The organism is Mesorhizobium sp. LNHC229A00 (genome assembly GCF_000502415.1).
Taxonomy (GTDB): domain Bacteria; phylum Pseudomonadota; class Alphaproteobacteria; order Rhizobiales; family Rhizobiaceae; genus Mesorhizobium.
In genome coordinates, this window is record NZ_AYWQ01000006.1 from 123,993 (window position 1) to 149,396 (window position 25,404).

Consider the following 25,404-nt stretch of genomic DNA (forward strand, 5'->3'; position numbering starts at 1 on the left):
GAGGCTCCGACATGAGCGAGCATAGAAAAACCACGGCCGACAGTGGCTCCTCGGACAGCGCACTCTCGCGCCTGCGCCCGCCCTATGCGTCGTTGCTCGATCTGATAGGGCAGACGCCCATCGTCGAGCTGACCAAATTCGACACCGGAAAATGCCGGCTGTTCATCAAGCTCGAGAGCCAGAACCCTGGCGGCTCGATCAAGGACCGTATCGCGCTGTCGATGATCGCGGCGGCCGAGAAACAGGGCAAGCTGAAGCCCGGCGGCACCATCGTCGAGGCGACAGCCGGCAATACTGGCCTTGGCCTTGCCCAAGTCGGCATTCCCAAGGGGTACCGCATCATCCTGGTGGTGCCCGACAAGATGTCGCGTGAAAAAATCCAGCATCTGCGCGCGCTGGGCGCGGAAGTGCGCATGACGCGTTCCGATGTCGGCAAGGGCCATGCCGAATATTACCAGGACATGGCGGAGAAAATCGCCGCCGAACTGCCCGGTGCCTTCTACGCCAACCAGTTCGCCAATCCGGCCAACCCGCTTGCGCATCAGACGACCACCGGCCCGGAGATTTTCTCGCAGCTTGACGGTGATGTCGACGCGGTGGTGGTCGGCGTCGGCTCGGGCGGCACGCTGACCGGGCTTGGCCGCTACTTCGCCGAGGTGTCGCCGAAGACGGAGATGGTGTTGGCCGATCCGGTCGGCTCGGTGCTGGCGCCGCTGATCAAGACCGGCAAGATGGAAGAGGCGGGAAGCTGGACGGTGGAAGGTATCGGCGAGGATTTCGTGCCGCCCAATGCCGATCTGTCTCTGGTCAAGAAGGCCTATTCCATCACGGACAAGCAGAGCATGCTGGCGGTGAGGGATCTGTTGTCCCGGGAAGGCATCCTGGCCGGTTCGTCTTCGGGCACTTTGTTGTCGGCGGCGCTGCGCTATTGCCGCGAGCAGACGGTGCACAAGCGCGTCGTCACCTTCGTCTGCGACAGCGGCAACAAGTACCTGTCAAAAGTGTTCGACGATTTCTGGCTGGCCGAGCAGGGCTTGGCCGAACACGAACAGCATGGCGACCTGCGCGACCTCGTGATGCGCACTCACCGCACTGGCGATACCGTCTATGTCGGGCCGGACGAGAGCCTGCTCAACGCCTATGGACGCATGCGCCGCTCCGATGTCTCGCAACTGCCGGTGCTCGACAATGGCAAACTCGTCGGCATCGTCGACGAGAGCGACATCCTTGCCCATGTCGACGGCCCCTATGACGGGCGCTGGGAGCGCTTCAACGGCCCGGTGCGCACGGCCATGACCTCGAACCTGCACACGCTGCAGGCCAGCCAGACGCTGGACGCGCTGCTGCCGGTGTTCGACCGCAACGAGGTCGCCATCATCTTCGACGGCGACGAGTTCGTCGGCCTGATTACCCGCATCGACCTGATCAACCATTTGAGGCGCGCACGATGACAACATCCGGAAAGAACCGCCTGGCGTTCTCGACGCGCACCATCCATGGCGGCCAGAGCCACGACCCGCTGACCGGTGCGGTGATGGTGCCGATCTACGCCACCTCGACCTATGGCCAGCAGTCGCCCGGCGTGCACAAGGGTTTCGAATATGCCCGCAGCCAGAACCCGACGCGCTTCGCCTTCGAGCGCGCCGTGGCCGATCTCGAAAGCGGCTCGGCGGCTTTCGCGTTCGCCTCCGGCCTGGCGTCGATCGCCACGGTCCTCGAATTGCTCGATTCGGGCGCGCATATCGTCGCCACCGACGACATTTATGGCGGCTCGTTCCGGCTGATGGAGCGGGTGCGAAAGCGCTCGGCCAATCTGCAGATTTCCTTCGTCGATTTCACCAATCTGGCCGCGGTTGAAGCCGCGATCCGGCCGGAAACAAAAATGCTTTGGGTCGAGACGCCGACCAATCCATTGCTGCGTATCGTCGATCTCGAAGGCGTAGCGGCGTTGGCGAAGCGCAAGGGGATCTTGTCCGTCGCCGACAACACCTTCTGCAGCCCCTATATCCAGCGGCCGCTGGAGCTCGGCATCGACATCGTGGTCCATTCGACAACGAAATATTTGAACGGCCATTCCGACATGGTCGGCGGCGTTGCCGTGGTCGGCGACAACAAGGATCTGGCCGACCGGCTGAAATTCCTGCAGAACGCCATCGGCGCCATATCAGGTCCGTTCGACAGTTTTCTGGCGTTGCGCGGTTTGAAGACCCTGGCGCTCAGGATGGAGCGCCATTCCGCCAACGGCCTGAAGATCGCGCAGTGGCTGGAAGCGCGAAAAGATGTGCGCCGCGTCATCTATCCCGGGCTTGCCAGCCATCCCCAGCACGCCATCGCGGTGCAGCAGATGCATGCCTTCGGCGGCATGATCACCGCTGTGCTCGATCGCGACCTTGCCGGCACCAAACGCTTTCTCGAACGCACGCAGCTGTTCACGCTGGCCGAAAGTCTTGGCGGGGTGGAGAGCCTGATCGAGCACCCGGCGCTGATGACGCATGGTTCCATTCCCGCCGAGAAACGGGCTGAGATCGGCATATCGGATTCGCTGGTGCGGCTGTCGGCGGGGATCGAGGATGGCGACGATCTGATCGCCGATCTGAATCAGGCGCTGGGGGGCTGAGTGCCTTCGGCATGACCAAGGAGCCCGCGTTGCTCGCTGCATGCTCCGAGGCGCGCCTTGCTCCGCCCCACGGACTGATGGCCGTCTCGCCGATCTGAGCCAGATCAAGCGTCGTGTTTGTGGCGGTGCTTTCCGCGATCCTTCTCGGCGTGCGACTCTCCGGAGCGCACCGGCTTGGAGTTGTCCTTATCGCGGCGCCCTCGGTGCTGGTCGCCTATCGGAGATAGCGGCACGCCGTGGCGCGCGGTTTTCGTTTCGAGACGGGTGATGAAGATATCGAAGCGATTGGGCATCGTCCGGTCAGTGCTCCGTCGTACTGTCGGGTTTGTTGTCGGAAAGCCTGACGTCTGTCGGCAAGGCACTCGCGGCCTGCTTGGTCAGGCTGGTGTCGTTCCGGGCTGGCAGCCGCTTGTCCTGGCGTGCGGCAATCCGGTCGCGACCGGCATAGTAGGGTTCGAAAGCATCCTGTATCGTCAGGCTGTCCATCCTGTCCTCCCTTGGGAATCAGGGGCTAAATCTGCCAAAACCGGTTTCGTTCCCTACTGTGGCGAAGGAATGGCGATTGGCTTAAATCAGTGTGAGTTTTGCAAGCCGGCGCCAGCCATGCCAAATGGGTTTGGCGGGCCAAACAGGGGCTGCACGGAGACGGCATCGGTGACTGGCGAGACGGGCAAGCGAAGCTATGTGGTCGGACAGACCGAAATCGCGGCCCGTCCGCTCGATCCGGCGCTCTACCTTGTGGCGACGCCGATCGGCAACCTCGCCGATATCACGCTGCGCGCGCTGGAGACGCTGGCCTCCGCCGACATCGTCGCCTGCGAGGACACGCGCGTGTCGCGCGTGCTGCTCGACCGCTACGGCATTCGCCGCCGCACCACGGCCTATCACGAGCACAATGCCGGCGAGGCCGGGCCGAAATTGATCGCGGCGCTCGAAGCCGGCCAGAGCGTGGCGCTGATCTCGGATGCCGGGACGCCGCTGGTCTCCGATCCCGGCTACCGGCTGGTCGGCGAGGCACTCGACCACGGCCTCCGCGTCGTGCCGATCCCCGGCCCGTCGGCGCCGCTTGCCGCGCTGACGGCGTCGGGCCTGCCGTCGGACGCCTTTCTGTTCGCAGGCTTCCTGCCGGTTAAATCGGGACAACGCCTGGCCCGGCTGGAGGCGCTGAAAGCCGTGCCGGCAACGCTGATCTTCTTCGAATCGCCGCGCCGGCTGGCCGAGTCGCTCGGCGCCATGGTCGAGGCGCTCGGCGGCGAGCGCAAAGCCGCCATCGGCCGGGAATTGACCAAGACGTTCGAGGAGATGCGCACCGGCACGCTGCGGGCGCTCGCCGACCACTACGCGGCGGCCGATACCCCCAAGGGCGAGATCGTCGTCTGCGTCGGCGCCGCCGAGGCCAAGACCGACGAACCTGAAGACATCGATCGCCTGCTTTTGTCGCTCGCCGCTGAAATGCCCGCTTCCAAGGCGGCGGCGGAAGCGGCGAAAATGACCGGCGGCCAGAAACAGACGCTGTATCGGCGGCTGCTCGAGCTCAAGGACAGACCATGATCCCGAACCGAAGGTCAGCGAGTGCAAAAAGCGGAAACCGGTTTTCAGAAAAGGTCATGGCCGAGCAAAGAGAGAGAAGCGGTGGCTGAGCGCCCGAGCGCCAGCCGCCAAAAGGCCTACCGGCGCGGCCATCGCGGCGAATGGCTGGCAGCGGCCGCGCTGATGTTGAAGGGCTACCGGATTCTCGCGCGCCGCCACCGCACCCGCTTCGGCGAGATCGACCTGATCGCGCGGCGTGGCGACCTCGTGCTGTTCGTCGAGGTCAAGGCGCGCCGCACGCTGATCGAGGCCATGGAGGCGATCGGCCACGAATCGGAGCGCCGCATCGAGGGTGCGACCGATATCTGGCTGTCGCGGCAGCCCGATTATGGGAGGCTATCGATGCGCTTCGACATGGTCGCCGTGCTGCCCTGGCGCTGGCCGGTCCATGTCCCGAATGCGTTTTATGGAAGGAGTTAGGCTCGTTGCCGGAGGCAATCCATTCGTCGAGGTTAGCGCTGCCCCTCATCGCCCTGCCGGGCACTTCTCCCCGTATAGTGACGGGGGAAGGAGGCTGCCGCACCCTTGGCGCCTAACCTGGAACGCGTTGGTGGTTGCCGAAACCGGCGGTGACAGCGCCCCTCTTCCCGTCACTATACGGGGAGAGGATGCCAGCAGGCAGGGGCGGCGCTGACGTTCGGGGATAGGTGACTGCAATCGAACCGGTCGCTGCGCTCACCCCCAGATCATCAGGGCCACCAGCCCGGCGATCCCCACCACCAGGCGCCACCAGCCGAACAGCGAGTAGCCGTTGCGCGAGACGTAGTCGAGCAGGTATCGCACCACGACCAAGGCCGTGACGAACGCGGCAACGAAGCCGATGGCGATGATCGGCAAGTCGGCCGAGGTCAGCACGTTGCGGTTCTTGAACAGGTCGAAGGCAAAGGCGCCGACCATGGTCGGGATGGCGAGGAAGAAGGAAAATTCCGCCGCCGCCCGCTTATCGACACCCAGGAGCAGCGCGCCGACGATGGTCGAACCCGAGCGCGACGTGCCGGGGATCAGCGACAGGCACTGGAACAGGCCGATCTGCAGGTAAAGTCTGGTCGGGAAGCGCTCAACGTCGCGATAGACCGGCTTGAGGTTCATGCGGTCGACGACCAGCAGCACGACGCCGCCGATGATCAGCATGATGCAGATCAGTCGGGGTGATTCGAACAGCACCGTCTTGATGAAATCATGCGCCAGCGCGCCGATGATCGCCGCCGGCAGGAAGGCTATAAGGATGCCGATGACGAAATGCCGAGTCAGCCGGTCATGCGGCAGGTCGAGGAGCATCTGCCACAGGCGCCGGAAATAGACGCTGAGGATCGCCAGGATGGCGCCGAGCTGGATCAGGATCTCGAAGGCTTTGCCGGTCGACTGGAACCCGAGGAAATGGCCAGCGAGCAGGATGTGGCCGGTCGAGGACACCGGGATGAATTCGGTCAACCCCTCGAGCAGGCCAAGCAGCAGGGCTTCGACGATGGTCTGGCTTTCCATTTCTACCTCGGCATTGGCGTGACGGCTAACAGAATGGCTTGCTTGTCATGGCGCCGAAGTCCCCCTATAGGTCGCAACACCCCTGACGGCCCGCTAGCCGGGCGGCCAAGACTTACCGGTGCGCCCTGCGATTCGCCAGTGTGGCAATCCGGAATTCGCCACACCTGGGACGAGCGCGATGCGCGAATTCCGGATTCTGAACCATACCAGTGCGCTTTATCATCGCGGAACCATGCTGACGCTTTTCCACCATCCCATGTTCGCCACCTGCCGCTTCGTCCGCCTCGCCTTTGGCGAGTATGGCGAGGAGTTGGCGCTGATCGAGGAAAAGCCGTGGACGCGGCGCAAGGAGTTCCTGGCGCTGAATCCGGCCGGGACACTGCCGATCCTGCTGGCCGAAGGCGACGTGCCGATCATCGGCGCGACGGTGATTTCCGAATATCTCGACGAGACGCGGGGCGTGCTCAAGCGCGACAAGCGGCTGTTCGCCGAGGACCCGATGCAGCGTGCCGAAATCCGCCGGCTGATCGACTGGTATCTCAACAAGGCCGAAAGCGAAGTGACGCGCCATCTGGTGCGCGAACGCGTGCTGAAGCCGGTGATGCCGGAAACGGCGGGCGGCGGTTCGCCCGATTCAGGCGCCATCCGCGCCGCGCGCGCCAATATCCGCCAGCACATGAAATACACCAACTGGCTGGCCGGCACCCGTCACTGGCTGGCCGGCGGCAAGGTCACCTATGCCGATCTGGCGGCCGCCGCGACGCTGTCGGTGCTCGACTATCTCGGCGAGATCGACTGGCGCGAACACCCCGCCGCGCGCGAATGGTACACGCGGGTGAAGTCGCGGCCCTCCTTCCGGCCGCTCCTGACCGACCGCGTGCGCGGCCTGTCGCCGGTATCGCACTATGCGGATCTCGACTTCTGACGCGCCAAAACTGCGCGCGCTGATCGACGCGGAGGCGCGGCGCGCCGGCTTCGACGCGGTCGCCGTCACCGCCCCAGATGCCATCCCGCTGGCGCCGGCCCGCCTGGCCGAATTCATAGCCGACGGCTTTCACGGCTCAATGGACTGGATCGCGGAGACGATTGCGCGCCGCGCCGAGCCATCCACGCTGTGGCCCGCCGTGCGCTCGATCATCGTGCTGGCGATGAATTACGGGCCGGACCATGATCCGCGCGACGTGCAGGCCAAGCGCGATCGCGGCGCGATCTCGGTCTACGCGAAAAACCGCGACTATCACGAGATCATGAAGGGCCGGCTGAAGCAGATCGCCGGCAAGATCGTCGCGCGCGCCGGCGGCGACGTGAAGGTCTTCGTCGACACGGCGCCCGTGATGGAAAAGCCGCTGGCTGAAGCAGCGGGCCTGGGCTGGCAAGGGAAGCACACCAATCTGGTCAGCCGTGAGCACGGCTCCTGGCTGTTCCTCGGCACCATCTTCACCACGGCCGAACTGGAACCGGACAAGCCCGAGATCGACCATTGCGGCTCCTGCCGTGCCTGCCTCGACGCCTGCCCGACCGACGCGTTCCCCGCGCCCTACAGGCTCGATGCCCGGCGCTGCATCTCCTACCTCACTATCGAGAACAAGGGGCCGATCCCGCATGAATTTCGGGAAAAGATCGGCAACCGCATCTATGGCTGCGACGACTGCCTCGCCGCTTGTCCTTGGAACAAATTCGCCCGCGCCGCGTCCGAGGCCAAGCTCGCCGCGCGCGACGATCTGCGCGAGCCGCCGCTCGCCGATCTTTTGGCCCTCGACGACGCTGGCTTCCGCGCCTTCTTCTCCGGCTCGCCGATCAAACGCATCGGCCGCGACCGTTTCGTCCGCAACGTGCTGATTGCCGCCGGAAATTCCGGCGATGGCGCACTTGCCGGCGTCGTCCGGGATCTGCTCGGCGATGCCTCGCCGCTGGTGCGGGGCGCGGCAATATGGGCGCTGGCGCGGCTGGTGCCGGAAAACGAATATGCCGAACGGGCCGCGAACGGCTTGAACAGCGAGGACGACGCGGCGGTGCGCGAGGAATGGCGCCTGGCGCGGCCGAACAGGGCACATGCATGAGCGGAAAACAGGTCTTCATTTTCGGCGCCGGTTATTCGGGCAAGGCCTTTGCCCGTGCCAATAGGGGAGCCGCCACGATCGCCGGCACGACACGCTCCGAGGAAAAATTCGAAGCGCTGCGCCAGGCCGGCATCGTCCCGCTGCTGTTCGACGGCAAGTTGACGAACGAAATCGGCGATGCGCTGGAGAAAACCACGCATCTGGTGGTTTCGGTCGGTCCGGAAGAAGCCGGCGATCCGGTGTTGAATGCCACCCGCCAGGCAATCGCAGGGATGCCGGCGCTGGAATGGATCGGCTATCTCTCGACCGTTGGCGTCTATGGCGATCATGGCGGCGCCTGGGTCGACGAGACGGCCGCCTGCCTGCCGGTGTCGAAGCGCTCGGTCATGCGGGTCGAGGCCGAGCAGGCCTGGGAGAAGCTCGGCCGGGAAATCGATTGGCCGGTGGCGATCCTGCGCCTCTCCGGCATCTACGGTCCGGGCCGCAACGCGCTGGTCAATCTGGAGAACGGTACTGCCAGGCGGCTGGTCAAGCCGGACCAGGTGTTCAATCGCATCCATTGCGACGACATATCAGGCGCGCTGTGGCATCTGATCAGCGGCAATAGAGGCGGCATTTTCAACGTCACCGACGATGAACCGGCGCCGCCGCAGGATGTCGTCGCCTACGCCGCACATCTGATGAGCGTTGAGCCGCCGCCCGAAATCCCCTTCGACACCGCCCAACTTTCGCCCATGGCGCGGTCCTTCTATGGCGAGAACAAGCGGGTCGCCAATGCGGCGATCAAGGCGGCGGGCTATCGCTTTCGCTTTCCGGACTATCGCGCCGCTTTCGACCATATGTGGGCAAGCGGCGACTGGCATGACGGTGCGCCGCGCAGCCCGATGAGGGGCGCGGAGGGCTAGGATGATCGAAGCGTGGCGCTTGGCGTGGTATGATTCGGCGATTGCAGGCACGGGGGTGCGGTTCATGAAATCATCGATGCGGCCGCTTGGCGCAAGAAATGCGTTATTGGCGGCAGTGCTGGCTCTGGCAGGCCTCGCCGCGCAGCCGGCAGCAGCCGAGGAACGGGCGAAAGACCTGTTCGGCGCCGAGAAGCTGCCGACGGCCACCGCCCCGCAATCCTTCGGCTTCTATTCCAAGGGCTGCTTTGCCGGCGGTGTCGCCATCCCCATGGACGGCCCGACCTGGCAGGTGATGCGGCCATCGCGCAACCGCCGCTGGGGCCATCCGGCCATGATCGCCTTGATCGAAAAGTTGTCGCGCGACGCCGTCGCCGACGGTTGGCCGGGCCTGTTGATCGGCGACATCGCGCAGCCACGCGGCGGCCCGATGCTATCAGGCCATGCCTCGCACCAGATCGGGCTCGATGCCGACATCTGGCTGACGCCGATGCCCGACCGCACCATGACCAGGGCGCAGCGCGAGACCATGAGCGCCACCTTGATGGTCGACGACAAGACGCATCTGGTGAAGGACGCGCTGTGGACGGCGGCGCACACGCGGCTTTTGAAGCGCGCGGCGAGCTATCCGGAGGTCGAGCGCATCCTGGTCAATCCAGGCATCAAGAAAAAGCTCTGCGACACGGTCAAGGGCGACCGCTCCTGGCTGCGCAAGATCCGACCGTTCTGGGGCCACGACTATCATTTCCACATGCGCATAGGCTGCCAGCCGGGCTCGCCCAATTGCAAGGCGCAGGAAACGACGCCCGATGATGACGGTTGCGGCAAGCCGCTGGCCTGGTGGTTCACGGAAGAGCCGTGGCGCCCCAACAAGAACCCGGATGCGCCGAAGGCGCGCGACCTGATGACGATGGCGAACCTACCCAAGGAATGCCGCGCCGTGCTCGACGCACCCGGACCGGCCTCCGCCGAGGCGGCGACCTATCACAGTGGCGCCGTGCCGGTCGCGGTGGCAGGGCCCGAACCGGAAACGCCGTCGCAGCCTGCCACCACGGCCAGTGGCGGCGGCGATCTGCCAGGCGCGGCAAATGCTTTCGCGGCGACGCCCAGAATGGGCGCGCCCGTTCCCCGGCCACGGCCGCCGGTTCCCGGGTCACAGCCGCCGGTGAACTGACTGCCAGCAGGTCATTTCCTGCGTCCAAAGATTGCCGCAGACGAGCCGATCGCCGAAGCCGGCGTTGCCCCTCATTGTCCTGCCGGACATTTCTCCCCGTATAGTGACGGGGGAGAAAGGAGCTGATCGTACCGATGACGCCCTTCTTTTAACGTTGGCGATTGGCGAAATCATCGACGTGAGCGCCCCTCTCCTCGTCTCTATCCGGGGAGAGGATGCCGGCAGGCAGGTGAGGGGCGGCGCCTGCGCTTGAAAACCGGCACTGAAGCGGCTTTCCCTTTGTGGGGTCATGCGCTAGTCAACGACCGGGCGGTGAGAGGCTGCCGAAAAGAGGCGGACGAAGAGCATGGCAGGCGAAGACGACACCTCGTTGCGGTTTCCGATCCTGATCGGTGACATTGGCGGCACCAATGCGCGCTTTTCGATCGTGCTCGACGCCAATTCCGAGGGCGGCGAGCCGATCATCGTCCAGACCGCCAATTACAACACCATCGATGAGGCGATCCAGGCGGCGGTGCTCGACCGCTCCTCGGTCCGGCCCAATTCGGCGGTGCTGGCCGTGGCCGGCCCCGTCGACGGCGACGAGATCGAGCTCACCAACTGCCCCTGGGTCGTCAAGCCGAGGCAGATGTTCGCCAATCTGGGGCTGAGCGACATCGTCGTGCTCAACGATTTCGAGGCCCAGGCGCTGGCCGTCGTGGCGCTGGGCGAAGAGCATATGGAAAAGATTGGCGGCGGCACGCCGGAGCCCAATGCCGGCCGCGTCGTGCTGGGTCCGGGAACCGGGCTCGGCGTCGCCGGGCTGGTCCACGCGCTGCATCACTGGATCCCGGTGCCCGGCGAAGGCGGCCATATGGACATCGGGCCGCGGACGCCGCGCGATTTCAAGGTCTTCCCGCATATCGAGAAGCTCGAGGGCCGCATTTCGGGCGAACAGATCCTGTGCGGACGCGGTCTCGTCAACGTCTACCGGGCGGTGGCCAAGGCGGATGGCAAGCCGTCGCCCTTCACCACGCCGGCCGAAGTCACCGCTGCGGCGCTGGCCAAGACCGATCCGGTGGCGCAGGAAGCGCTCGAGACCTTCGTCACCTGCCTCGGCCGCACCGCCGGCGATCTGGCGCTGGTGTTCATGAGCCGGGGCGGCGTGTTCCTCACCGGCGGCATCGCGCAAAAGATCGTGCCGGCGCTGAAACAAGGCAATTTCCGCGCCGCCTTCGAGGACAAGGCGCCGCACAGCGCGCTGATGCGCACCATGCCGGTCTATGTCATCACCCATCCGCTGGCCGCCCTTCTCGGCCTTGCCGCCTATGCCAGGAACCCCTCGCTGTTCGGTGTCCAGACATCGGGCCGGCGCTGGCGCGACGAAGTTAGTCACCACAAGGCATAGGCAAGCCGGCTGCTTGGCGTTAATAGGGGGGCCGAATTGCCCGGCCACGGGACGCGGAAACCGACAAAGCCCTCTGATTTTGACACTTCAAACTCCAAACAAGCTGAAAGCCCGGCCCGGCGAGGTCACAGCGGTGCTGCGCCGCATTCTCGCTGAGAACAGCCGTGACTATCGCTGGACCTATGTGATGGTCATCACCTGCTCGCTGATCGTTTCGGGCACGACCGCCTTCACGGCCTGGATCATGGCCCCGATGGTCAACCAGATCTTCTACGAACGGCGTGGCGACGCGATCGTGTGGATCTGCGCCGGCTTCATGGCGGCCTTCCTGCTGCGCGGCTTTGCCGGCTATGGCCAGGCGGTGGCGCTGGCCAAGATCGGCAACAATCTGGTGGCGCGCTACCAGAAGCGCATCTTCGATCACCTGATGAAGCTCGGCGTCGGCTTCTTCAACGACACGCGTTCGGGCCGGCTGGCGGCGCAGGTCAACGAAAACGTCGGCGGCATTCGCGACCTCCTGTCGTTGACGCTGACCTCGATCACCCGCGACGCGGTGACGCTGATCGGCCTGCTCGGCGTCATGGTCTACCAGGATCCGGTCCTGTCGCTCAGTTCGCTGCTGATCGGCCCGCCGCTGATCTGGGCCGTCGTCTACCTCACCCGTCGCGTGCGGCGCATAACCCGCGAATCCGTGCTGATCAATTCGCGCCTGATCGGCGCCGTTCAGGAGGCCACGCAAGGCATCGCCATCGTCAAGGCCTTCACCATGGAGGACGAACTGTCCGGCCGCATCGGCAAGCTCGCCAGCGACGCCGAACAGCGCTCGAACAAGATTGCCCGCGTATCCGAACGGCTGTCGCCGATTTCCGACATGCTGGCCGGCTTCGCCGTCACTTCCGTCATCGCCTATTCCGGTTACCGGGCTCTGGTTCTCGGGCAGCCGCCGGGCGCGGTCTTCTCGTTCATCACCGCGCTGATCCTGGCCTATGATCCGGCGCGCCGCCTGGCACGCATGCAGGTCGGCATGGAACGGGCGCTGGTCAATGCACGCATGATCTACGAGCTGCTCGACCTCGAGCCGAAGCAGGGTGACGCGCCTGGCGCCACCAAGGCAAACTTCACCACGGGCGAAGTGCGCTTCAACAACGTGTCCTTCCGCTATGTCGAGGAGGCGCCTGTCCTTCAGGACCTCAGCTTTGTCGCCGCGGCCGGCAAGATGACCGCCGTCATCGGCGCGTCCGGTGCCGGCAAGACCACGCTGGTAGCGCTGCTGCAGCGCTTCTACGACGTCGAGAGCGGCGCGATCGAGATCGATGGCCAGGACATTTCCAAGGTCACCAAACAGTCGCTGCGCGGCTCGATAGCCTATGTTTCGCAGGCGCCCTACCTGTTCGAAGGCACCATCCGCGACAACATCCGCTATGGCCGCCCCTCGGCCACCGATGCCGAGATCGAGCAAGCCGCGCGACTGGCCGCGGCCGACGAGTTCATCGGCCAGCAGCCGCAAGGTTATGACACGCCGGTGGGCGAGAACGGCGCCACGCTTTCCGGCGGCCAGCGCCAGCGCGTGTCGATCGCCCGCGCCATCGTGCGCCAGGCACCGATCCTGCTGCTCGACGAGGCGACATCGGCGCTCGACAACGAGGCGGAAGCGCGCGTCCAGCAGGCGCTCACCAAGGTCATGGAAGGGCGCACAACCATCGTCATCGCGCACCGCCTGTCCACCGTGGTCAATGCCGACCACATCATCGTGCTGGAACAGGGCCATCTGGTCGAAGAGGGCACGCACGCCTCGCTGATGGCCGATCCGCACAGCGTCTATGCCCGTTTCCACCGGATACAGGGCGTCAAGGGCCTGGGGCTTGTCGACGACAGCGCCCCGGTCGAGACGTCGGTTCAGGAACTAGAGACCCAGAACATCGCCGGGAGCACGGCATGAGCGAGACAACATCAGGCGAGCCGGCCAGCGATATGGGCCTTGTGGTGGTCGGTGCCGCCGGCCGCATGGGCCAGACGCTGATCCGCGCCATCCACGCCATTCCGGGCGCCCGCGTCATCGGCGCGGTCGAGCGCCCGGATTCGCCTCACCTGGGCAAGGATGCAGGCGAACTCGCCGGCGTCGGCCGCATCGACGTGGCGATCGGCAGCGATCCGTTGCCGGTCTTCGCGAGGGCCGACGGCGTGCTCGATTTCACCACTCCGGCCTCGACGGTCGAGTTCGCCGGCTACGCGGCGCAGGCGCGCATCGTCCATGTCATCGGCACGACAGGCTGTTCGGCCGACGACAACGCGAAAATCGCTGCCGCGGCCCGCCACGCGACCATCGTCAAGTCGGGCAATATGAGCCTCGGCGTCAATCTGCTGGCGGTGCTGGTCGAACAGGCGGCACGCGCGCTCGATGCCGATGATTTCGACATCGAGATCCTTGAAATGCACCACAGGCACAAGGTCGACGCGCCTTCGGGCACGGCGCTTCTGCTCGGCGAAGCGGCCGCCGCCGGGCGCGGCATTGCACTGGCCGGAAATGATGTGCGTTCACGCGACGGCCATACGGGTGTGCGACAAACCGGCTCGATCGGTTTTGCCACGCTGCGCGGCGGCTCGGTGGTCGGCGACCACAGCGTGATCCTGGCCGGCACCGGCGAGCGCATCACGCTGTCGCACCACGCCGAGGACCGCGCGATCTTTGCCCGCGGTGCCGTCAAGGCCGCACTTTGGGCGTATGGCCAGAAGCCGGGACTGTATTCAATGCGCGACGTGCTTGGGCTTGCCTGAAACGACCCTGAACCATCTTCGTTCTTACGCAGGACGGAAAACCGTTACACACTTTTCCTGGAATGCTCAGACCCCAGAGGAGCAAAAATGTCGAGAACCCTCGTGCTCGTGCGCCACGGCCAGAGCGAATGGAACCTGAAGAACCTGTTCACCGGCTGGCGCGACGTCGACCTGACGGAGCAGGGCCATGCCGAGGCCAAGGCCGCCGGCCAAAAACTCAAGGCGCGCGGCCTGAAGTTCGACATCGCCTTCACCTCGGCGCTGATCCGGGCGCAAAAAACCTGCCAGCACATTCTCGACGCCGTCGGCCAGAGCGACTTGCGGACCATTCGCGACCAGGCGCTGAACGAGCGCGACTATGGCGACCTCTCCGGCCTCAACAAGGACGACGCGCGCCAGAAATGGGGCGAGGAGCAGGTGCATGTCTGGCGCCGCTCCTATGATGTGCCGCCGCCCGCCGGCGAAAGCCTGAAGGACACCGGCGCCCGCGTCTGGCCCTATTACCTGCACGATCTGCAACCGCATGTGCTGCGCGGCGGCACGGTGCTGGTCGCCGCGCACGGCAATTCGCTGCGCGCGCTGATAATGGCGCTGGACGGCAAGTCGGGCGAGGAGATCGTCAAGCTGGAACTCGGCACCGGCGTGCCGGTGATCTACCAGCTCAATGCCGATTCGACCGTGGCTTCGAAGGAAGTGCTGGAAGGCTAAGCCGGCAAGCGAGCAGCGGGTTTAAAAAAGCGCGTTGACAGCAATCGCTTGCCCGCTTATTGAGCCCGCACCAGCCCAGATGGCGGAATTGGTAGACGCGCACGGTTCAGGTCCGTGTTCCGCAAGGAGTGGAGGTTCGAGTCCTCTTCTGGGCACCAAATTCCAGTTTCGAACCATTCGACCGGTTCAGAAACCCTGAGAAAAAGCCCGGTTCGTCCGGGCTTTTTTCTTGCGCGATGACCTGCCCTCCTGGCCAGTCCACGAACAAACCGCTTCAAACCGCGCGCCCCCTTCGCTACGCTCGCAACCATGTCTCAATCCAGCACCGCGATCTTCGGCGCCCGCCGCGACCAGGCCTTTCCCGTCCTCACCGAGGCGGACATCGATCGCATGCGCCGGTTCGGTGAGGCCAGCACCTATGCCGCCGGCGAGCACATTTTCGAGGCCGGCGATGTGTCCCCGGGGCTGATCGTCGTCCTGGCGGGCAAGGTAGATATCACCCAGGACGGCAAATTTGGCCGGCGCGAGACGATCGTCACCCATGGGCCCGGCAACTTCGCCGGCGAGCTGGCGCAGCTTTCGGCCCGTCCCTCGCTCGTCAATGCGCAGGCGGCCGAGCCGGTAGAGGCGTTCGTCATCTCGTCGCGGCGGCTGCGCGACCTCATGGTGCAGGAGGCCAATCTCGGCGAGCGCATCATGCGGGCGCTGATCCTGCGCCGCGTCGGGCTTCTGGAGAGCGGCACGATTGGTCCCATCATCGTCGGACCTGCCGATAATGGCGACGTCCTTCGCCTGCAAGGCTTTCTCGCCCGCAGCGGCCAGCCCCACCGCGTGCTCGATTCCAAAGCCGATCCTTGCGCGAAAACCCTGTTCGAGCACTTCCATGTCGATCCCCACCATCTGCCGGTCGTGCTGTGCCCGAACGGCAGGCTGCTGCTCAATCCGGCGGAGAAAGACCTCGCCCGCTGCATCGGCCTGCTAAGGCCGGTCGACGCCAGCAAGGTCTATGACGTCGCTATCGTTGGCGCCGGGCCGGCCGGTCTGGCGGCGGCGGTCTACGCGGCCTCGGAAGGGCTGTCGACCATCGTGCTCGACTGCCGTGCCTTCGGCGGCCAGGCCGGCGCTTCGGCGCGCATCGAGAATTATCTCGGCTTCCCCACGGGCATTACCGGCATGGCGTTGATGGCGCGCGCCTACAACCAGGCGCAGAAATTCGGCGTCGAGATGGTCATCCCCGACGAGGTGAAGCTGCTCGGTGCCGCCACCGACGGTGCGCGTTACCAGCTTGCGGTCGGCGACGGCGAGACGGTGCGCACCCGCTCGGTGGTGATTGCCAGCGGCGCGCGCTATCGCCGCCTCGATGTCGCCAATCTCGCCGAGTTCGAGGGCACCTGCGTGCATTATTGGGCCTCGCCCATCGAAGCACGGCTTTGCGGCGGCCAGGAAGTGGCGCTGGTCGGCGCCGGCAATTCGGCCGGCCAGGCGGCCGTCTATCTGGCCAGCCAGGTCAGGAAAGTGGTGCTGCTGGCCCGTGGCGGCAGCCTCGAGGCCTCGATGTCGCGTTACCTCGTCGAGCGCATCAGGGCGCAGCCGAACATCGAGGTGCTGACCGGCGCCGAAATCGAGGCGCTGGACGGCGAGGACGCCAATCTTGCCACGGTACGCTGGCGCGACCGCTCGAGCGGCGCCTCGACGACGCGGCCGATCCGCCATCTCTTCCTGTTCATCGGCGCTGACCCGAACACCGACTGGCTCGCCCAATCCGACGTGGCGCTGGATGCCAGGGGTTTCATCCGCACCGGATCGGACATAGCATCGGCGCATGGCGTGATGGAGACCAGCCGCAGCGGCGTGTTCGCCATCGGCGACGTGCGCTCCGGCTCGGTCAAACGCGTCGCGGCGGCTGTCGGCGAGGGCGCCCAGGTGGTGGCGGCGTTGCATGCATTTCTTGCGCGGGACGGCAGCCAGGCCGACGCGCCTCACGTATGATCCCGCAAAGTAGGAACCGGTTTTCGGAAAAGATCATGCTTCAAATGAGAGATAGGTCGGGAGAGTGTGATGGCGGATGAATGCAAACACGCCGCTGGGATCAAGGACGTGACGCCGAGCGCGCTCGGCTGCGAGGAGTGCCTGAAGAGCGGTTCGTGGTGGGTGCATCTGCGGCTCTGCCGCACCTGCGGTCACGTCGGCTGCTGCGACGACTCCCCAAACCGCCACGCCACCAAGCATTTTCATGCCACCAGCCATCCCGTCATAGAGGGCTACGACCCGCCGGAAGGCTGGGGCTGGTGCTATGTCGACGAGGTCTTTCTCGACCTCGGCGACCGCACGACCCCGCAGAACGGCCCGATCCCGCGCTTCTATTGACTGTTTCCCAGAGCCGGGGAAAAGCCGGTTCGGCCTGCTTTATCGCACCGAGCCCGTGACGGTCCGGTCGACATCCGGAACGGATTTGCGATCGTTGCCGGCAAGGGCTGCAATAAGCAGCAGGCTGGCCACGACCGGAACGAACAGCACGGCGATGCGGGCCTGTACATGAAGGATGGCGCGCCATTCGCTGCGCTTGTCGGGGCTGTCGCTCATCATACTCACTTTGCCATGGATCCCCCCGCGAGGTCACATAGGCCCGAACGGTTAAGCAAGTCCTTCCGACTTCGTTAACGCAGCTATTCAAGGACGGGTTCAGCCGAGCCCGATCCGCCTGGCGCCTTGCCGAAACAACGCCTCGGCATCCGGCTCGAAGCGGAACGTGGCGATGAAATCGTCGGCGCGGTAGTCCGGCAACGTCTTGCGAATGCCGGCGGCAAAGGCGCGCGCCTCGTCGAGGCGCCCCGCCAGCGCCAGGCAATGTGCCGCGATCGCCAGGATGATGGCGTGCGCGTTGGGCCGGGCCGCTGCCTTCAGCGCCCATCCAGCCGCCTCCTCGAACTGGCCAAGCCGGACATGCGCCATGGCCCGCGCCCCCAGCATGCCGAACAGCAGCGGATCGAAAGGGCTGAGATGGCGCGAATGATCGGAAGAGCCGATCGCCGCCTGCGGGTCGCCCGACTGCGAATGGACGAAGGACAGCGCGTAATGGCCGAGCGCGAAATTGGGGCTGAGTTTGACCGCCTGTTCCAGTTCGCTGAGTGAGCCGTCCTGTTCGCCGCGCAGCCACAGCGCGCGGCCCATGGCCCAGTGCGCGGCCGGATTGTGATCATCGACCAGCAGGCTCTGGCCGGCGCTCTCGAAGGCGAGCGCGCTTTCCCGGTCGCGGTCGCCCCAGCGCTGGAAGGCGTTCTGCCAATGAGTAAAGGACAGGCCGGCATAGGCGCGGGCAAAGGTCGGATCGAGTTGCAGAGCCCTGGCGAAGAAGTGCCGCGCCGTTTCGTTCTCGGCCTGTGTGAAACGGTACATGTGCCAGAGGCCGCGATGATAGGCCTCCCAGGCGTTGAGCGAGTTGGGCGCCTTGAGCAGGGCGCGGTTGCGCTCGACGGTTTCGATCTCGGCCGAGATCGACGACACGATGCTGTCCCCAATGTCGTCGAGCACGGCGAAGATGTCGTCCGGACGGCGCTCGAAAGTCTCGGCCCAGACGATCCTGGCAGTACGCACCTCGACCAGTTCGACGCTGACGATCAGGCGGCCGGTCGGGTTGCGCACCGCGCCGGTGGCCACATAGTCGACATTCAGCCGGCGGCCCGCCTCCTCGGGCGCGATGGCTTCCTCGGCCAGCGCAAACACCGATCCGCGCGCGATGACGAAGAAATCCCGCAGCTTGGCGAGACGGGTGATGATATCGTGCGTGAAACCGTCGGCCGGTCCGCCGCGCGTCTCTCCGGCAAACGGCATCACCGCCAGCGAAGCGTGGCTCGGCTTGGTGGTCTCGGCGACGGTCGGCCCGGCCACCGGCTGCGATAGATCGGAAGAGCACACGNGGCCGCCGCTCGCGGATCGCATGCCAGGCCGCGCGCAGAGGCGCGAAATCCAGGTCTTCCGACCCGAACAGCTGCTCGGCCGCCGCCAGATGTTGCTCGGCCGCGCCGACGGCGCCACGCCGCGCCAGACTGGCCAGCAGCGCCCGGTGCGCGGGCTCCTCGAACGGCGACAGTTCCAGCCATCTGTCGAGATGAGCGACCGCTTCGTCGCAATCCGCGGGCAAGGTTTCGACGAGCCTTTCCAGCACGGCCACGTGCCAAGCACCGAAGCGACGGCGTTGTGCCGTCAGCCAGCTGTTGAAAAGCGGGCTTCGCGCTAGCTCCAGGCCGTCAAGGAACTCGCCGGCGAACAATTTCGCCAGCGCCTGCAGGCGCTCGACACCAAGCGTTGCGATGCCTTCGAAGCCGGCGCGGCTGACCTCCAACGCATCGACAAGGCAGGCGCCGAGATCGAGCGCGACCGTATCGTCCTGCGTGCGGACACGGCGCCGGTCCGGCGTGTCGAGAGCGCTGCGCAACTTGCTCAGGCACCAGCGCAGTTCGCCTCGCGGATCGTTGGGCACGTCCCACAGAAGTTCGCACAGGCGGCTGCGCCCCACCGGATGTGGCGCCAGCACGAGGTAGGCAAGCAGCGCTCGCAGCTTGCGCGAGGCCGGCAACGCCGTTGGCACGCCGTTACGGGTGATCGCCAGCGGCCCGAGCAGCCGCACCGACAGGCACGGCATGCCGCTGTCCTGCCTCGACGCTGCGGATTCCACGTCCGTTTCCACGCCTGCTCCCACGCTGGCCCGCCGGCCCTTGCTCTATCACCAAACATGACACGGCGCATCCGGCGGCGAATCTCGTGCCGGCAGCGGTCCTTGCCGCATCGCTGGAACGTCAGTGTTAGCGCGGCAAGGTCTCGAAACCTCGCCGCTAAGGCCGCCGGTTTGTAACCGGCCCGTGAAGATCAACACGATCGAGGAGATCAACGATGTTGAACACACAAAAAATCAGGAGCACCGCAGGGCGCGGCCGCCTGTTCGATAGCATTCTGGACACCGTCGGCGACACGCCGGTGGTGNCTCGAAACCTCGCCGCCCAGGCCGCCGGTTTGTAACCGGCCCGTGAAGATCAACACGATCGAGGAGATCAACGATGTTGAACACACAAAGCATCAGGAGCACCGCAGGGCGCGGCCGCCTGTTCGATAGCATTCTGGACACCGTCGGCGACACGCCGGTGGTGCGCATCAACAATCTCGCGCCGGCGCATGCGACCATCTTCGTCAAGGCCGAGTTCTTCAACCCTGGCGCCTCGGTGAAGGATCGGCTGGCGCTCAACATCATCGAAGAGGGCGAGCGCAGCGGCGCGCTGAAGCCGGGCCAGACCGTGGTCGAGGCAACCAGCGGCAACACCGGCATTGGCCTCGCCATGGTCTGTGCGCAGAAAGGCTATCCGCTCGTCGTCACCATGGCCGACAGCTTTTCGGTCGAGCGCCGCAAACTCATGCGCATGCTGGGCGCCAAGGTGGTGCTGACGCCACGCGCCGAAAAAGGTTTTGGCATGTACAAGAAGGCGATCGAACTGGCCGAGGCCAATGGCTGGTTCCTTGCCCGCCAGTTCGAGACCGCCGCCAATGCCGCCATCCATGAAGCAACGACCGCGCGCGAAATCCTAAACGATTTCGCAAGCTCCCGGCTCGACTGCTTCGTCACCGGCTATGGCACTGGCGGCACCGTCGTCGGCGTGGCGCGCGTCTTGCGCCGGGAACGGCCCGATGTCCGCATCGTGCTCTCCGAGCCGGCCAATGCGCAACTGATCGGCAGCGGCAAGGCGCAGCAGCGCGGGGCCGGCGGCGCCCCCGCCGCCAGCCATCCGGCCTTCGAGCCGCATCCGATCCAGGGCTGGACGCCGGACTTCATCCCCAACGTGCTGCAGGAGGCGATCGACGCCAGTCTCTATGACGAGGTGATGCCGATCGCCGGGCCAGAAGGCATCAAATGGGCTCGGGCGCTGGCCCAGAAAGAAGGAATCTTCACCGGCATTTCCGGCGGCGCCACCTTCGCCGTGGCGCGTCAGGTCGCGGAGAAGGCGCCACCCGGATCGGTGATCCTATGCATGCTGCCTGACACAGGCGAGCGCTACATGTCGACACCGCTGCTTGACGGCATCGAGGCCGAGATGGACGCCGACGAAATGGCCCTGTCGCGCTCGACGCCCGGCTGCCAGTTTCCGGCGGCTTGACGGGAGGCTGTCATGGACATCGCGCAGGAAAGCCTTGGCGTGTCGGCCGAGGAAACGCTTGACCCCGCCGACTGGGCCCGTTTGCAGGCCTTCTCGCATCAAATCATCGACGATGCGGTGGACTACCTGCGTGAGGTGCGCGAGCGCCCCGTTTGGCGGGAAATGCCCGGCGAGGTGCGGGATCTTTTCACCGCACCCCTGCCGCGCTCGCCGGAACCGCTTGCCGTCGTGTACGGAGAGGTCTCCCGCACCGTTATGTCCTATCCCATGGGCAACATCCATCCGCGCTTCTGGTCGTGGTACATGGGGTCCAGCAACTTCACCGGCGCGCTCGGCGATTTCCTCGCGGCGATCCAGGGCTCCAACCTGGGCGGCGGCAACCATGCCGCCGGGCTGATGGACGGCCAGGTGGTGAACTGGTGCAAGCAGATGCTGGGCTTTCCGGCCTCGGCCTCCGGCACGCTGGTCAGCGGCGGCTCGATGGCCAACATCATCGGGCTGACGGTGGCGCGCAACGTCAAGGCCGGCATCGACGTGCGCGAGCACGGCGTCGCCGCGATCGAGAAGCCGCTGCGCTTTTATGGCTCGGACCAGATCCATTCCTGCCACCGCAAGGCGATGGAAGCGCTGGGCCTGGGCAATCGGGCGCTGCGCCGCATCCCGACGGATGCCGGACTACGGATCGACATATCGGCCTTGCGCGCGGCGATCGTCGAGGACCGGGCAGCCGGGTTCAAGCCGGCCTGCGTCATCGGCAATGCCGGCACGGTCAACACTGGGGCGATCGACGACCTCCGGGCGCTTGCCAAACTCGCTCACGAGGAAGGCCTTTGGTTCCATGTCGATGGCTGCATCGGCGCGCTGATCGCCATCGCCCCGCAAAATGCCCACCGCGTCACCGGCATCGAATGGGCCGATTCGGTCGCGCTCGATCCCCACAAATGGCTGCATTCGCCCTTCGAGGTAGGCTGTGCCCTGGTCAGGGACGCCGCCGCGCACCGCCGGACATTCGCGGTGACGCCGGAATATCTGGAATCGACGCCGCGCGGCCTCGCTTCCGGCGAATGGCTACACGATTATGGTCTGCAGACGTCGCGCGGCTTTCGCGCCTTGAAAGTGTGGATGGCGCTGAAGGAACATGGTGTCGAAAAGTTCGGCCGCCTGATCGACCAGAACATCGCGCAGGTCTCCTATCTGGCCGGGCTGATCGAGGCCGAGCCTTCGCTGGAACTGGCGGCAGCGCCGACCATCAACATCGTCTGCTTCCGCTACCAGCCCGGNGGTCTCCTATCTGGCCGGGCTGATCGAGGCCGAGCCTTCGCTGGAACTGGCGGCAGCGCCGACCATCAACATCGTGTGCTTCCGCTACCAGCCCGGTTTGGCGGGCGAAGCGCTGAAGGCGCTCAACACCGAGATCATGCTGCGGTTGCAGGAGCAAGGCATCGCGGCGCTCTCCGACACCACCGTGCATGGCGGGCATTGGCTGCGTGTGGCGATCACCAACCATCGCACCCGACGCGACGATCTCGATCTGCTGGTGCGTGAACTGGCGAGGCTCGGGCATGAGATCACGGCACAGGGCCACGTGTCTTCCTAGTTCCCGGCCGCCGTGCGAACCTGCCCGCGATGATTCGAGGGAGGTCGGCGGTGACGCTGTTTCGCATGCTTGCGCTGGCGGCACTGGTCCTGGCCAACTCGGCCGAGGCCGCCGACATGGCCTTTTTCGTCAAGAACCTGCGCAAGGAGGGGGTCGCGGTCGAGCTGTTCAGCCGCGATCGCGAAACCGTCTGGCCGGGCAACGACAAGGTGTTCCTCGTCGATCCAGGCTCGCGGAAATCAGTGCCGATCTCCTGCAACCAGGGCGAACGCATCTGCTATGGCGCCTGGGTCGATGGCAATGACAAGATTTCCGCCGGCGTCGGGCCAGACAACGACCAGCCTTGCGATACCTGCTGCTTCATCTGCGTGGAGCACACGACCGAAACCATCGACCTTGTGCCGTAGCGGCGCTTCGGTGCAGGAGCCAACCCGGTGCGTCAGTCCGGAAGGCCGGCCTTGCGAAAGCCATCGACGAAGTGCTCGCGCGTCGCGTCGTCGCGGAAGGGCTCCGTCCAGACCCAATGCCGGGTCGTGAAATGCGGGTTGCCGACGAGGAACAGTTCTACCTCCGTGCGCGCCTCCTCGAGCCGACCAAGTTGCGCAAGGCTTGCCGCAAGGAAGCGGCGTGAGCTCGTGCGGTAAGTCTCGTCCCGGCGCAGCGTCTCGACGGCGGCTGCGTAGTCGCGCGCCGCGTATTGCGCCTGGCCGAGCGTCAGATAGTACCAGCTCGGTGGAAACGGGTTCAGCCGGAACGCCTTGCGGATTTGCTCCAGGGCCTCCTCGACCCGCCCGGCCAGGGTCGTTATATCGGACAATGTCGCCCAGGCATCGGCCTCGTTCGGGTCGAGTTCGAACGCCCTGGCGAATTCGGCATCCGACTCCGCGAACTTATGCTCATAGGCAAGCAAATTGCCGAGCACCCAGTGGCATCCTGCATCGTTGGGATCGATCGCGACCGCCTTGCGCGCCAGCTCCAGGGCAATGCGGCGGTTAGGGTTGATCGGCTCGCCCCAATGCACCCATCCCATCCAGTGGTTCATGGCAAGCCAGCGATAGGCCTCCGCGTAGTGGGGATCGAGCGCAACCGCGCGCGTCAACATCAGATGCGCTTCCCGTGCGGTCTGCGGCGAATCATCGATCAGCTTGCGCGCCCGCACGCACAAGTCGTAGGCGTCGAGATTGGTGGGCCGGTTGCGTGGCGGCGGCGCGCGCAGCCGGCCAAGCAATGCCTCCACGATCTTGGCGGTCACCTCGTCCTGGACGGCAAAGATATCGTCCAGGCCGCGGTCGAAACGTTCCGCCCATAGATGGTCGCCGCTCGCCGCGTCGACCAGCTGCGCGTTGATGCGTACCCGCCCCGCATCGCGCCGCGCGCTGCCCTCCAACAGATAACGAACGCCGAGTTCCCTGGCGATCTCGCGCACGTCCATTGCCTTTCCTTTGTAGGCGAAAGTCGAATTGCGCGCGATGACAAACAGGCCGGAGATCCTCGACAGGTCGGTGATCAGGTCTTCGGTCAAGCCGTCGCAGAAAGAGTCCTGCCCGGCATCGTTGCTAAAATTGACGAAGGGCAGCACCGCTATGGAAGGCTTGTCCGGCAGCGGCAAGGGTTTTGGCTTGGCGCCGGCGAGCTGTTCGACGGCCCCCGTGAAGCGATAGCCGACGCGCGGAACGGTCGTGATCCATTCCCCGCCTCCTTCACCCACAATGCCTGGCGGGCCGAGCAGCTTGCGCAACTGCGCGATCTGGACGGTGAGGTTGCCTTCCTCGACGGCCGTGCCGGGCCACGCCGCGTCCATCAGTTCGGCTTTTCCCAGGATTTCGCCGGGTTTTGCGACGAGCGCCGCAAGCAACTTCAGCCCCCGATAGCCGACGGCCACGGGATCGTCGTTCCTAAGCAGCGTTCCCGCGCCCGGATCAAGCACGAACGGACCAAAGGCGAAGCGCTCTCCCTGCATGGGCGCATCTATAGAGCAATTCCGGGAAAAGTGCGAAGCGGTTTTGCCGGGAAACGCGTGGCCAGCTCTCCCCGAGAGTGGCGTCAAAACAAAGAGTTATCGCAAGTTTGGAACTTTTGAGAACTATTTGGGAGGGCTTAATTACGGCGCCGCTCATATCCTGCAGAATTCAATCTCTTTCCGGGTGAGGTCCACGGTTCCCGACGGTGTCGGACCCCCAAACCCAATGGAGGTTGCCCCAATGGAGGTTGCCATGAACAGTACAATCACATCGATCCAGCATCGGGCAGTGCGGCCGGGTGTGCCCGTCCAACGATCGTCGCATCCGCGCTCCCTGCGAAGCATGGTGGCAAGCTGGCGCGAGCGGACACGCTTTCGCTGGGACCTCAAGCGACTATCGGAGGTCAGCCCGCATTTGATCGATGACATCGGCATGACGACACGACAGGTCGAAGCAGAGATCGCCAAACTGCCATTCTGGCAGCGCTAAGGCGAAAATGCCGCGACGATTTGGAGGGGATTGCCGAGCATCGTGCCTTTAGCATCCGCCCGCGTCATGTCATGATCCTGCATCGGCCGTGGGGGCCGATTCTACATCGGGGGTTTCCATGTCCTTCACATCCGCGCGCCGGCTCGCCGCCGCGTTTTCGCTTGCCGTCCTGTTTGTACCAGCCGCCCATGCCGGCGACGTCACCTTCGCTGTCAAGAACAGCCATCCCAACGCGATGCGCCTCGAACTCTATAGCCAGGACCGCGACTATGTCTGGCCGGGCGATGGCAAGGATTTCTATCTCGACGACGGCGAGACCAAGTCGTTGCCGATATCCTGCAACGAAGGCGAATCGATCTGCTACGGGGCCTGGGTCGATGGCGATGAGGGTACCTATTGGGGCGTCGGTCCCGGCAACAAGGAAAAATGCGAGGATTGCTGCTACACCTGCAGCGGCGGCGAGACCGAGGAGATCGATCTGGTCCCCTGACCGGTTTGCCAGCTTGACGGTTTTCCTGT

General features: G+C 65.1%; 23 protein-coding genes, 1 tRNA gene and 2 pseudogenes. 21 read left to right on the forward strand and 5 right to left on the reverse strand.

Annotated elements, in window-relative coordinates; genetic code table 11:
- The first annotated feature begins 11 nt into the window (after nucleotides 1-11).
- From X742_RS156690 to X742_RS1000000175670, 3 genes and pseudogenes are all read left to right on the forward strand, one after another.
- A complete protein-coding gene (locus tag X742_RS156690) occupies nucleotides 12-1,451 on the forward strand; it encodes a pyridoxal-phosphate dependent enzyme (RefSeq protein ID WP_023772028.1) in 1,440 nt (479 codons plus the stop codon).
- Complete coding sequence (locus X742_RS156685) at nucleotides 1,448-2,617, forward strand: PLP-dependent aspartate aminotransferase family protein (RefSeq protein ID WP_023772029.1); 1,170 nt, start codon at nucleotides 1,448-1,450, stop codon at nucleotides 2,615-2,617. Before X742_RS156690 ends, X742_RS156685 begins: the two co-directional genes overlap by 4 nt.
- A gap of 107 nt (nucleotides 2,618-2,724) precedes the next feature.
- Nucleotides 2,725-2,844, forward strand: a pseudogene (locus tag X742_RS1000000175670) (transporter); the annotation flags it as partial.
- A 73-nt stretch (nucleotides 2,845-2,917) separates the two neighbouring features.
- On the opposite strand, the gene X742_RS156680 reads toward X742_RS1000000175670, so the two are convergent.
- Complete coding sequence (locus X742_RS156680) at nucleotides 2,918-3,103, reverse strand: hypothetical protein (protein WP_023772030.1); 186 nt, start codon at nucleotides 3,101-3,103, stop codon at nucleotides 2,918-2,920.
- A 168-nt stretch (nucleotides 3,104-3,271) separates the two neighbouring features.
- Here X742_RS156680 and rsmI point away from each other — a divergent pair, with 168 nt between their 5' ends.
- Together rsmI and X742_RS156670 are read left to right on the forward strand one after the other, a co-directional pair.
- Nucleotides 3,272-4,168: a 16S rRNA (cytidine(1402)-2'-O)-methyltransferase gene (gene rsmI / locus X742_RS156675; protein WP_023772031.1), complete on the forward strand. Its 897-nt coding sequence runs from the start codon at nucleotides 3,272-3,274 to the stop codon at nucleotides 4,166-4,168.
- A gap of 81 nt (nucleotides 4,169-4,249) precedes the next feature.
- A complete protein-coding gene (locus X742_RS156670; RefSeq protein ID WP_023772032.1) occupies nucleotides 4,250-4,627 on the forward strand; it encodes a YraN family protein in 378 nt (125 codons plus the stop codon).
- Nucleotides 4,628-4,882: 255 nt separating this feature from the next.
- On the opposite strand, the gene X742_RS156665 is transcribed toward X742_RS156670, so the two are convergent.
- A complete protein-coding gene (locus X742_RS156665; protein WP_023772033.1) occupies nucleotides 4,883-5,689 on the reverse strand; it encodes an undecaprenyl-diphosphate phosphatase in 807 nt (268 codons plus the stop codon).
- Nucleotides 5,690-5,921: 232 nt separating this feature from the next.
- Between X742_RS156665 and X742_RS156660 the strand changes: the two genes are divergently transcribed.
- The 11 genes from X742_RS156660 (at nucleotide 5,922) to X742_RS156605 (ending at nucleotide 17,062) form a co-directional block, all read left to right on the forward strand.
- Nucleotides 5,922-6,614, forward strand: a complete 693-nt coding sequence (locus X742_RS156660) for a glutathione S-transferase family protein (RefSeq protein WP_023772034.1) — start codon at nucleotides 5,922-5,924, stop codon at nucleotides 6,612-6,614.
- Nucleotides 6,595-7,749, forward strand: coding sequence for a tRNA epoxyqueuosine(34) reductase QueG (queG, locus tag X742_RS156655; protein ID WP_023772035.1), 1,155 nt, complete (start codon nucleotides 6,595-6,597; stop codon nucleotides 7,747-7,749). The genes X742_RS156660 and queG overlap by 20 nt, the downstream gene beginning before the upstream one ends.
- Entirely contained in the window at nucleotides 7,746-8,654 is a 909-nt protein-coding gene (locus tag X742_RS156650; RefSeq protein WP_023772036.1) for an SDR family oxidoreductase, read from the forward strand. The genes queG and X742_RS156650 overlap by 4 nt, the downstream gene beginning before the upstream one ends.
- A gap of 64 nt (nucleotides 8,655-8,718) precedes the next feature.
- Nucleotides 8,719-9,825 carry a penicillin-insensitive murein endopeptidase gene (gene mepA / locus X742_RS156645; protein WP_023772037.1) on the forward strand — a complete coding sequence of 369 codons (1,107 nt, stop codon included), beginning with the start codon at nucleotides 8,719-8,721 and terminating at the stop codon, nucleotides 9,823-9,825.
- Between the two features lie 346 nt (nucleotides 9,826-10,171).
- Complete coding sequence (locus X742_RS156635) at nucleotides 10,172-11,212, forward strand: glucokinase (protein ID WP_023772039.1); 1,041 nt, start codon at nucleotides 10,172-10,174, stop codon at nucleotides 11,210-11,212.
- A 79-nt stretch (nucleotides 11,213-11,291) separates the two neighbouring features.
- A complete protein-coding gene (locus tag X742_RS156630) occupies nucleotides 11,292-13,151 on the forward strand; it encodes an ABC transporter ATP-binding protein (RefSeq protein ID WP_023772040.1) in 1,860 nt (619 codons plus the stop codon).
- The gene (gene dapB / locus X742_RS156625) at nucleotides 13,148-13,987 is read left to right on the forward strand and encodes a 4-hydroxy-tetrahydrodipicolinate reductase (protein ID WP_023772041.1); all 840 of its coding nucleotides are present in this window, start codon (nucleotides 13,148-13,150) and stop codon (nucleotides 13,985-13,987) included. Before X742_RS156630 ends, dapB begins: the two co-directional genes overlap by 4 nt.
- An 87-nt stretch (nucleotides 13,988-14,074) precedes the next feature.
- Nucleotides 14,075-14,695, forward strand: coding sequence for a 2,3-bisphosphoglycerate-dependent phosphoglycerate mutase (locus X742_RS156620; protein WP_023772042.1), 621 nt, complete (start codon nucleotides 14,075-14,077; stop codon nucleotides 14,693-14,695).
- 73 nt (nucleotides 14,696-14,768) lie between these two features.
- Nucleotides 14,769-14,853, forward strand: a tRNA-Leu gene (locus X742_RS156615).
- A 151-nt stretch (nucleotides 14,854-15,004) separates the two neighbouring features.
- A complete protein-coding gene (locus X742_RS156610) occupies nucleotides 15,005-16,684 on the forward strand; it encodes an FAD-dependent oxidoreductase (RefSeq protein ID WP_023772043.1) in 1,680 nt (559 codons plus the stop codon).
- Between the two features lie 69 nt (nucleotides 16,685-16,753).
- Entirely contained in the window at nucleotides 16,754-17,062 is a 309-nt protein-coding gene (locus X742_RS156605) for a UBP-type zinc finger domain-containing protein (protein WP_015314705.1), read from the forward strand.
- Between the two features lie 39 nt (nucleotides 17,063-17,101).
- Here the strand turns inward: X742_RS156605 and X742_RS16805 are convergent, their stop codons facing one another.
- Nucleotides 17,102-17,278 carry a hypothetical protein gene (locus tag X742_RS16805; protein ID WP_023772044.1) on the reverse strand — a complete coding sequence of 59 codons (177 nt, stop codon included), beginning with the start codon at nucleotides 17,276-17,278 and terminating at the stop codon, nucleotides 17,102-17,104.
- A gap of 99 nt (nucleotides 17,279-17,377) precedes the next feature.
- Nucleotides 17,378-19,337: pseudogene (locus X742_RS01000000170045) on the reverse strand (BTAD domain-containing putative transcriptional regulator).
- Between the two features lie 412 nt (nucleotides 19,338-19,749).
- Between X742_RS01000000170045 and cysK the strand changes: the two are divergent.
- From cysK to X742_RS156595, 3 genes are all read left to right on the forward strand, one after another.
- On the forward strand, nucleotides 19,750-20,838 hold the full coding sequence (gene cysK / locus X742_RS156600; RefSeq protein WP_023772046.1) for a cysteine synthase A: 1,089 nt from the start codon (nucleotides 19,750-19,752) through the stop codon (nucleotides 20,836-20,838).
- Between the two features lie 12 nt (nucleotides 20,839-20,850).
- Nucleotides 20,851-22,383: an aspartate aminotransferase family protein gene (locus X742_RS01000000170050; RefSeq protein WP_245275536.1), complete on the forward strand. Its 1,533-nt coding sequence runs from the start codon at nucleotides 20,851-20,853 to the stop codon at nucleotides 22,381-22,383.
- A 102-nt stretch (nucleotides 22,384-22,485) separates the two neighbouring features.
- Nucleotides 22,486-22,842, forward strand: coding sequence for a hypothetical protein (locus tag X742_RS156595; RefSeq protein WP_023772047.1), 357 nt, complete (start codon nucleotides 22,486-22,488; stop codon nucleotides 22,840-22,842).
- 32 nt (nucleotides 22,843-22,874) lie between these two features.
- Here X742_RS156595 and X742_RS156590 read toward each other — a convergent pair whose 3' ends face one another.
- On the reverse strand, nucleotides 22,875-24,395 hold the full coding sequence (locus tag X742_RS156590; RefSeq protein ID WP_023772048.1) for a winged helix-turn-helix domain-containing tetratricopeptide repeat protein: 1,521 nt from the start codon (nucleotides 24,393-24,395) through the stop codon (nucleotides 22,875-22,877).
- Between the two features lie 253 nt (nucleotides 24,396-24,648).
- Between X742_RS156590 and X742_RS0136825 the strand changes: the two genes are divergently transcribed.
- Both X742_RS0136825 and X742_RS156585 read left to right on the forward strand, forming a co-directional pair.
- A complete protein-coding gene (locus X742_RS0136825; RefSeq protein WP_023772049.1) occupies nucleotides 24,649-24,885 on the forward strand; it encodes a hypothetical protein in 237 nt (78 codons plus the stop codon).
- A gap of 118 nt (nucleotides 24,886-25,003) precedes the next feature.
- On the forward strand, nucleotides 25,004-25,375 hold the full coding sequence (locus tag X742_RS156585; protein WP_023772050.1) for a hypothetical protein: 372 nt from the start codon (nucleotides 25,004-25,006) through the stop codon (nucleotides 25,373-25,375).
- Nucleotides 25,376-25,404 lie beyond the last annotated feature (29 nt).

What these genes read in the sequence shown, in the direction of transcription:
- X742_RS156585 (WP_023772050.1), top strand. Translation starts at nt 25,004, where the DNA reads ATGTCCTTCACATCCGCGCGCCGGCTCGCCGCCGCGTTTTCGCTTGCC.
- X742_RS156620 (WP_023772042.1), top strand. Translation starts at nt 14,075, where the DNA reads ATGTCGAGAACCCTCGTGCTCGTGCGCCACGGCCAGAGCGAATGGAAC.
- X742_RS156680 (WP_023772030.1), bottom strand. Translation starts at nt 3,103, where the DNA reads ATGGACAGCCTGACGATACAGGATGCTTTCGAACCCTACTATGCCGGT.
- X742_RS0136825 (WP_023772049.1), top strand. Translation starts at nt 24,649, where the DNA reads ATGAACAGTACAATCACATCGATCCAGCATCGGGCAGTGCGGCCGGGT.
- mepA (WP_023772037.1), top strand. Translation starts at nt 8,719, where the DNA reads ATGAAATCATCGATGCGGCCGCTTGGCGCAAGAAATGCGTTATTGGCG.
- X742_RS156665 (WP_023772033.1), bottom strand. Translation starts at nt 5,689, where the DNA reads ATGGAAAGCCAGACCATCGTCGAAGCCCTGCTGCTTGGCCTGCTCGAG.
- X742_RS156610 (WP_023772043.1), top strand. Translation starts at nt 15,005, where the DNA reads ATGTCTCAATCCAGCACCGCGATCTTCGGCGCCCGCCGCGACCAGGCC.
- X742_RS156650 (WP_023772036.1), top strand. Translation starts at nt 7,746, where the DNA reads ATGAGCGGAAAACAGGTCTTCATTTTCGGCGCCGGTTATTCGGGCAAG.
- X742_RS16805 (WP_023772044.1), bottom strand. Translation starts at nt 17,278, where the DNA reads ATGAGCGACAGCCCCGACAAGCGCAGCGAATGGCGCGCCATCCTTCAT.
- X742_RS156685 (WP_023772029.1), top strand. Translation starts at nt 1,448, where the DNA reads ATGACAACATCCGGAAAGAACCGCCTGGCGTTCTCGACGCGCACCATC.
- X742_RS156660 (WP_023772034.1), top strand. Translation starts at nt 5,922, where the DNA reads ATGCTGACGCTTTTCCACCATCCCATGTTCGCCACCTGCCGCTTCGTC.
- dapB (WP_023772041.1), top strand. Translation starts at nt 13,148, where the DNA reads ATGAGCGAGACAACATCAGGCGAGCCGGCCAGCGATATGGGCCTTGTG.
- queG (WP_023772035.1), top strand. Translation starts at nt 6,595, where the DNA reads ATGCGGATCTCGACTTCTGACGCGCCAAAACTGCGCGCGCTGATCGAC.
- cysK (WP_023772046.1), top strand. Translation starts at nt 19,750, where the DNA reads ATGTTGAACACACAAAGCATCAGGAGCACCGCAGGGCGCGGCCGCCTG.
- X742_RS156635 (WP_023772039.1), top strand. Translation starts at nt 10,172, where the DNA reads ATGGCAGGCGAAGACGACACCTCGTTGCGGTTTCCGATCCTGATCGGT.
- X742_RS156605 (WP_015314705.1), top strand. Translation starts at nt 16,754, where the DNA reads ATGGCGGATGAATGCAAACACGCCGCTGGGATCAAGGACGTGACGCCG.
- X742_RS156590 (WP_023772048.1), bottom strand. Translation starts at nt 24,395, where the DNA reads ATGCAGGGAGAGCGCTTCGCCTTTGGTCCGTTCGTGCTTGATCCGGGC.
- X742_RS156690 (WP_023772028.1), top strand. Translation starts at nt 12, where the DNA reads ATGAGCGAGCATAGAAAAACCACGGCCGACAGTGGCTCCTCGGACAGC.